Here is a 7,781-nt window from a genome sequence, read left to right on the forward strand (position 1 = left end):
AGCGCCGGCAGTGATCAGGCCTTGTTTTTCGCCGGTAACCGACATGTACGCTGGTGTTGCCATGGGGTGCTCTCCTTGCGGAATAATTTAAGGTGCCCGGGAGGCGAAATCGCCCGGTGGGTGCCTGAGTGTTATCAAGGAGCGTGCCAGGTTTTGCGAGACCCCCGGAGGCTCTGGGTGAAAACGCTTTGGTCGGCGATTTTGGAGGCATTCTACGAGCGGAGGGGCGCAAAAGTGCGCAAGAAGTTGCGCAGTACTGCGCAACTTCTTGCGCACTCGTCCACAGCCCTTGTAGATCAAGGGCTGTAGCGAGATCGACCGCGAAAAATCACCCGTCAGTGCGCAACTTCTTGCGCAGTTAGGGTTACGCTGAATCGCTCTGGCGCGAAGGGATAAACCCTCTCACCACAAGATTTTTCCGGGTACTCAGATCAGCTTCACAGCCAGCGCTTTCTCGCAATCCTCGAGCGAACGCTGCTGCGTCTCGGCATACAACCCCAACTCATCAAGGGTCGAACGCCCCAGCGCCTGTTCGAAAGCCTGGCGATTGGAGTGTTCGCCGTAGTGTGCCTGCGCGGCATCACCGAGGTTCGACTGAAAAATCCCCGCTGCGCTCACCGGCAAGAAATCTTCGTACACCAGCGGCTCCGCTTTCACATAGTCCTCGCGCAGCAAATCCTCCAGTGAAACCTCGCCCAGCCCGCTCGCCGCCAGGCCTTTTGCCGTCGGGAAATAACGAAAGTACGCCAGCCCCTGTTCACGCATGCCCGCGACGCTGTCAGGAAATTCGGCAAAGTGCCGGGTCATTAGCGCGTTGTAGCGTGCGGCATTGCCTTCGTTGGGGAAGTCACCCAGTTCATCGCGGGCGGCATTCAACAAGCGGTCGTACAGTGCACGCCCCTTGGGTGTCAGCGCCGCGCCACGCTGTTCGATTTCGCCGAAGCGCGCGCTGTGGCTGCCACGGGTTTCAGGCTGGTCGGTGAAGGCGATCGGCTCATCCAGCGCCTTGAAACTGGTCTGGCGCAGCAGGATCGGGCAGTGCCGCCGTGGTGGACCTTCGATCACCGCTTTGGGCGTGATGCCATGCGCCGGCATTTGTGCCTGGACGATGTCGATGTCCAGGGTGCGCGGCGTCAGGTGATTGATGTGCGGACCTTTAAACGCCACCACATCGGCGATCAAGCGGTGCTGGGCGCTCAGCGTCTGGTACTGCGCGGCGCTGACGGTGGCACTGTGGTGCCAGCGAAAAGTCTCCAAAGCCTGCAGGACAAATTCCTCGGCCTGCGTTGCGTTCAAGCCACCGGCGGTTTCCGCAAGCTCGATCAACTGCAAGGCCGCCGCCGTGAAGATCGAACGCTTGGCCAGCACCGATTCGGCGAAGGCGCGCAACGCAGGATCCTCAATCAACTCCAGGCGCAATAACGAGGTAAATACCCGAAACGGACTGACCTGCAGCGCCTCTTCATGCACCGCACGAAACGCCGTGGAATGCACGGGCACCCCCGCTGGCGTCAGGTCGTAATAACCCACCGGTTGCATGCCCATCACCGCAAACAGGCGGGCGAGGGTGGCCAGTTCGCTGGCGGTGCCAACGCGAATGGCGCCATGGCGCTCCCTGTCCAGCCGTTCGATTTCACCGCTACTGTTGAGCTGCCGGGCGATGTCCGGCTGACGTGCAAGCACATCGCGATTGGTCTGCTCCACCAGTTCCATCAGCGCGCCGTACAGCGGCACTTCTTTGCGGTACATGTCGGACATCGCTTTGGAGAAGCGTTGGCGGATCAGGTCGGGGCTGATGAACGGCTGCACGGTCATGAAAAAAATTCCTGCCACGGTCACGGAATGGATGAGGGAAAAGATCGCAGCCTTCTCGCACGCGGGCAAACGAAGAATCCTACGAACTTCATTCTGCCAACGACTGATCCACCAGTTCGATCCAGTGCATTACCGGTGTACGACCGGCGCTGGCCAGATGGCTCTGGCAACCGATGTTGGAGGTGACGATCAACTGCGGGCGGCCGCTTTCCAATGCGTTGAGCCGGTTGTCGCGCAGTTGTCGGGCGATTGTCGGTTGCGTCAGCGAATAGGTGCCTGCCGAACCGCAGCACAAATGACCGTCCGGCACGGTAGTGAGGTTGAACCCGAGGCGCGTCAGCAGTGCTTCCACCGCGCCGCCGAGTTTCAGCGCGTGCTGCAAGGTGCACGGACAATGCACGGCGATCCGTCGTTCGCTGGCGGCACAGGCCTGTTCCAGCGGTTCACCGGCAAGGATCTGCACCAGATCCAGGGTGCGTTCGCTGATCAGTCGCGCCTTGTCCGCGTACGCCGGATCGTTTTCCAGCAAATGCCCGTAATCCTTGATGAAGGCGCCGCAACCGCTGGCGGTCTGCACGATGGCTTCGACGCCGTGTTGCAGGTGCGGCCACCAGGCGTCGATGTTCTGCCGGGCGCGGTCGAGGCCTTTGGCCTGGGCGTCGAGGTGATAGTCGAGGGCGCCGCAACAGCCTGCCTCGACCACAGGGGTGACGCTGATGCCGAGCCGGTCGAGCACCCGCGCGGTGGCGTCATTGGTGTTTGGCGACAGCCCCGGCTGCACGCAACCCTCGAGCAACAACACCCGGCGTGCATGCCGTGGGGCGGGGCGCACCCCGGACGTCGGCAGATGCTGCGGCAGCTTGCTTTCAAAGATCCGCGGCAGCAGCGGCCGAAAAGTGCTGCCAACCTGTAGCAGGCCTTTGAACAGTCGCGGATTCGGTGCCAGTGCGCGCAGGCCCTCGCGCAGCAGCCGCTGTGCAGCCGGGCGTGACACCGCCTGATCGACCACCGCGCGACCGATGTCGAGCAGGTTGTGGTAGTCGACACCGGACGGACAGGTGGTTTCGCAATTGCGGCACGACAGGCAGCGGTCCAGATGCAGTTGCGTCTGTGCGGTGGCCGGTGCGCCTTCGAGTACCTGCTTGATCAGGTAGATGCGCCCGCGCGGGCCGTCGAGTTCATCGCCAAGCAATTGATACGTCGGGCAAGTGGCGTTGCAAAAGCCACAATGCACGCAGGTGCGGAGGATTTTTTCCGCCTCGGCGGCGCGGGGCAGATGTCGGGATTGTTCGCTGAGGGTGGTTTGCATGGCTAGAACTCCGCGTACATCCGGCCAGGGTTGAACAGCCCTTGCGGGTCGAGTTGCGCCTTGAGTTGCCGGTGATAGCGCAGCAGTGTCGGGGCCAATGGCTGGAAGGGCGACTCGCTGGCGCCGTGGCTGAAGCACGTGGCGTGGCCGCCGAGTGCCTGGGCGAGGATATGAATGTGCTCGACGTCGGATTTCAGCCAGCGTTGCGCCCCGGCCCAGTCGATCAGTTGTTCGCCGGGCAGCTCCAGCGGGCCGAGATTGTTCGGCAAGGACACGCGCCACAGCGGCAGGCCTTCGTTGAAAAACGCCAGGCGTTGTTCATTCAGATCGCACCAGAACACCGAATCCAGTGGCTCGCCACCGAGGCGTTGATGCGCCGCCGTCACCGAACCTTCGCCGCCTTCAAGACGCAGATAAAGACTCTCGCCATCGTGGCAGGCGGCGCTGATCGGCAGCGGTTGCTGGCCCCATTCGGCCAGATTGGCCAGCGCCCGCGCGCAGTCGATATCGAGGCGGATGCTCAAGCACTGGCGCGGTTTGGGCAGGACTTTCAGCGAGACTTCGGTGAGCACGCCAAGGCAACCGAAACTGCCGGCCATCAGGCGTGACAGGTCATAACCGGCGACGTTTTTCATCACTTCGCCGCCAAAACGCAGGTGCTGGCCGAGGCCGGTGATCACCCGGGTGCCGAGGACAAAATCCCGCACCGAGCCGGACCAGGGGCGTCGCGGCCCGGACAACCCGGTGGCGATCATGCCGCCGACCGTCGCGCCTTCGCCGAACGCCGGAGGTTCGCAGGGCAACATCTGCCCGGCCGCTTCCAGTGCCGCGAGCAGTTCCGACAACGGCGTACCGGCGCGCACGCTGACCACCAGTTCGGTCGGCTCATAACGCACGATGCCGCGATGGGCGCGGGTGTCGAGCACTTCACCGGTCACTTCGCGCCCGAGAAAGGCTTTGCTGTTAGCACCCTGAATTTTTAGCGGCGTGGCGTTGGCCCGGGCCTCGTTGACCTGTTCGAGCAACGCATTGGCGGCATCGAAGTCAGCCATCAGAAGCGCTCCAGCTCGGGGAAGGGCAGTTGCCCGGCGTGAATATGCATCGCTCCGAATTCGGCACAGCGATGCAGGGTCGGAATGTTCTTGCCGGGATTGAGCAGGCCTTGTGGATCGAACGCGGCTTTTACGGCGTGGAATAGGCTCAGTTCGTCGCTGTTGAACTGTGCGCACATCTGATTGATTTTTTCGCGGCCGACGCCGTGTTCACCCGTGATGCTGCCGCCGACCTGCACGCACAGTTCGAGAATTTTCCCGCCCAGGGCTTCGGCGCGGTGCAGTTGCCCCGGCTGGTTGGCATCGAACAGAATCAGCGGATGCATGTTGCCGTCGCCGGCATGGAACACGTTGGCCACGCGCAAGCCATATTCTTCGCCGAGGCGCGTGATCCCTTGCAGAACGCCGGGCAATTCGCGGCGCGGAATGGTGCCGTCCATGCAGTAATAGTCCGGTGACAGGCGACCGATGGCGGGGAAGGCGTTCTTGCGCCCGGCCCAGAAGCGCACGCGCTCGGCCTCGTCACGGGCCTGGCGCACTTCGATGGCGCCGGCCTCGGTCATGACGTCGCGCACCCGCTGACAATCGTCGTGGACATCGGCTTCGACGCCGTCGAGTTCGCACAACAGAATGGCTTCGGCATCGACCGGATAACCGGCGTGGATGAAGTCCTCGGCGGCACGAATCGCCAGGTTGTCCATCATCTCCAGGCCGCCAGGAATGATCCCCGCCGCGATGATGTCGGCCACCGCACGGCCGGCCTTTTCCACCGAGTCGAAACTGGCCAGCAGCACCTTGGCAACCTGAGGCTTTGGCAGCAATTTGACCGTGACTTCGGTGATGATGCCCAGTAAACCTTCAGAGCCGGTGAACAGCGCCAGCAAGTCGAAACCCGCTGAATCGAGGGCGTCGCTGCCCAGTGTCAGGCGCTCGCCTTCGATGGTCAGCACTTCGATTTTCAGCAGGTTGTGCACGGTCAGACCGTATTTCAGGCAATGCACGCCGCCGGCGTTTTCAGCGACGTTGCCACCGATGGAACAGGCGATTTGCGAAGACGGGTCCGGCGCGTAATACAGGCCGAACGGCGCCGCTGCCTGGGAGATCGCCAGATTGCGCACACCGGGCTGAACCCGCGCGGTACGTGCGGCGGGGTCGATGTGCAGGATGTTGTTGAAGCGTGCCATCACCAGCAACAGGCCTTTTTCCAGCGGCAGGGCGCCGCCGGACAATCCGGTGCCGGCGCCGCGAGCGACCACCGGGACCTGGTGCTGATGGCAGAGTTTGAGCAGGCTCTGCACCTGATCGAGACGTCGGGGCAGCGCGACCAGCATCGGCGTGGTGCGGTAAGCCGAGAGGCCATCGCATTCGTAGGGCTTGAGTTCGTCGTCGCGCCAGAGAATGTCGAGATCGGGCACGGCGTGTTGCAAGGCTTCGAGAACCCAGGCCTTGTTCACCTTGGGCAAGGGCCCGTCTAGGCGCTCGTCATACAGAATGTTCATCTCAGTCCCGCAACCTTTGTAAGAGAGGCTCACCCCTGTGGCGAAGTCGTTTGCTCGCGCTCGGGCGCAAAACGGGCCTGATCCAGCCAGCACAGGCTGTCGGGTGCAACCCTCCGTCAGCTGTGGGTCTGCTGCGCAGCCCGGCGGGAGCACGCTCCTTCGCCCCAGGAGGCGGATGAGGCCTGCTGATCATCGTTGGTTGCCGAGAAATTCCCGATACAACCGCGCGGTGTTCCCCGGTTGTTCGACCATCGGCATATGCCCGACGTGATCCCACACCTCCACGCGCAGATTGGCGATGCCCTTGCTCCACACCGGCACACTGCTGACGTCGATCAGCCGGTCCTTGCGCCCCCAGAGCAGAAGAGACGGACACTTGATGTCAGCCAGTTTCGGCTCCATCGGTTCACTGGCGCGGAAATCGCGGAAGATCTCTTCCAGTTCATCGCGTTGCTGTTCGTAGCGTTGAGCAATGGCATCCAGCACCAGCTTCGGCACCCACGGCGGCGACGCCATGGTCATCGCGTAGAAACGCTGGAAGTCCTCCCGGGAATGGATCAGGAACGGGTTGTGCCCACGGGCCAGGTGGCGCTCCATGTCGCTGGCCTCCGGGGCCGTGACGCCGGCCGGGTCGATCAACGCCAGCGAGGCGATCCGGTCCGGGTAGGTTGCCGCCAGCCACGCCGCGATGTAACCGCCCATGGAGTTGCCGATAACATGGACTTTCTCCACGCCGCAGACATCGAGCAGTTGGATCATGCGCTTGGCTTGCACCGCGATGTCATAGCCGCCGCCAGCCTTGAAGCCGGTTTCACCGTGGCCGGCCAGATCCGGAATGATCACCCGATACTGGCGCACGAAGTGCCGGGAGAAGCGCAGCCACAGGTTCTTGTCGGCGCTATAGCCGTGCAGCATGAGGATGGCGCTGGCCGCTTCATAGGGCCCGCCTTGCCAGGTCGAAACGGTCATCTCGGCGATCGGCACTTCGATCTTGTGCAGCTTGTACAGTTTGGCCTCGACGGCCATGTTCAGGTCATACAGCCAATGACCGACCGCCGGATAACTCAACCAGCTCCAGGCCACGAAAACCGCGAGGGCGACAAACAGCAAAAGCATCGACGTCTTCCTTTTACGTGTTCAGGACAGAATGTGGTCGGCCGGTTTCAGCGCCCGGGTCAAGCGGTGATAGCTGAAACTGAAGCCGGGAAACATTGCGATCACGTGACCGCTCTTGCTTTGATACCAACTGTGGCAGCCACCGGACTTCCACACCGTGCGTTCCATTTCCCGGTGGATCATCTCAGTGTAGGTACGTTCCGCTTCCGGGCGCACTTCGATGCTGCGCAGGCCTTTGGCTTGCACGGTGCGGATGCAGTCGAGGATGTAGTTCATCTGCGACTCGATGATGAACAGCGCCGAGGTGTGGCCGATGCCGGTGTTCGGCCCGGTGACGATAAACAGGTTGGGAAAGTCGGGCAGGCTGGTGCCGAGGTAGGCGCGTGGGTATTGGGCCCAGACATCTCTGAGTTGCACGGCGTTTTTTCCGCTGACCGGGTAGGAAATCACCCCGTCGGTGGCGTCGTAACCGGTCGACCAGATGATCAGATCGACCTCGATGTGCTGGCCGTCCTGCGTGTTGATGCCGCGCTCGTCGAGCGAAGTGATGCCTTGTTCGCGGGTGTGCAGCGTCACGTTGGGCCGGGTCAACGCCGGGTAATAGGTGTTGGACAGCAGCACGCGTTTGCAGCCGATGGTGAAGTCCGGTGTGAGCTTTTTCCGCAGCGCCGGGTCGCGCACCTGGCGTTCCAGCAGACGCAAGGCCTGACGCTGGACCATGCGGATGGCCGGTCTCGAATATTTGAACGCGATCACCCGCGTTTCGAACTGCCAGTAGATCAACCAACGCAACAGCTTGTAGGCCGGTTTCACACCCAGCAGCCAGCGTTGCAGCGGCCCGAACAGACGATCGGCGCGAGGCAGCACCCAATGCGGCGTGCGCTGGAACACGTGCAGTTGCGCGACGTCGGGGGCAATCGCCGGAATCACCTGCACCGCGCTGGCGCCGCTGCCGACGATGGCCACGCGTTTACCGCGATAGTCGTAGTC

At 62.5% G+C, this 7,781-nt stretch carries 6 protein-coding genes and 1 pseudogene; all 7 read right to left on the reverse strand.

The window, feature by feature from the left end; translation table 11 throughout:
* Positions 1 to 63 (reverse strand): annotated as a pseudogene (locus DBR24_RS33705) (type VI secretion system tube protein Hcp); the annotation flags it as partial.
* Positions 64 to 426: 363 nt separating this feature from the next.
* Positions 427 to 1,815: a VOC family protein gene (locus DBR24_RS25165; protein ID WP_128616079.1), complete on the reverse strand. Its 1,389-nt coding sequence runs from the start codon at positions 1,813 to 1,815 to the stop codon at positions 427 to 429.
* A gap of 88 nt (positions 1,816 to 1,903) precedes the next feature.
* Positions 1,904 to 3,124, reverse strand: coding sequence for a glycolate oxidase subunit GlcF (gene glcF, locus DBR24_RS25170; RefSeq protein WP_128616080.1), 1,221 nt, complete (start codon positions 3,122 to 3,124; stop codon positions 1,904 to 1,906).
* A gap of 2 nt (positions 3,125 to 3,126) precedes the next feature.
* A complete protein-coding gene (gene glcE / locus DBR24_RS25175) occupies positions 3,127 to 4,176 on the reverse strand; it encodes a glycolate oxidase subunit GlcE (RefSeq protein WP_128616081.1) in 1,050 nt (349 codons plus the stop codon).
* Positions 4,176 to 5,675 carry a glycolate oxidase subunit GlcD gene (glcD, locus tag DBR24_RS25180; RefSeq protein WP_128616082.1) on the reverse strand — a complete coding sequence of 500 codons (1,500 nt, stop codon included), beginning with the start codon at positions 5,673 to 5,675 and terminating at the stop codon, positions 4,176 to 4,178. The genes glcE and glcD overlap by 1 nt, the downstream gene beginning before the upstream one ends.
* Before the next feature lie 189 nt (positions 5,676 to 5,864).
* Positions 5,865 to 6,791, reverse strand: coding sequence for an alpha/beta fold hydrolase (locus tag DBR24_RS25185; protein ID WP_128616083.1), 927 nt, complete (start codon positions 6,789 to 6,791; stop codon positions 5,865 to 5,867).
* A gap of 21 nt (positions 6,792 to 6,812) precedes the next feature.
* Positions 6,813 to 7,781 (reverse strand): NAD(P)/FAD-dependent oxidoreductase (locus tag DBR24_RS25190; protein ID WP_256591820.1); only part of this gene is annotated, 969 nt, incomplete at its 5' end.

Source organism: Pseudomonas sp. HMWF006 (assembly GCF_003061205.1).
Classification (GTDB): Bacteria; Pseudomonadota; Gammaproteobacteria; order Pseudomonadales; family Pseudomonadaceae; genus Aquipseudomonas; species Aquipseudomonas monsensis.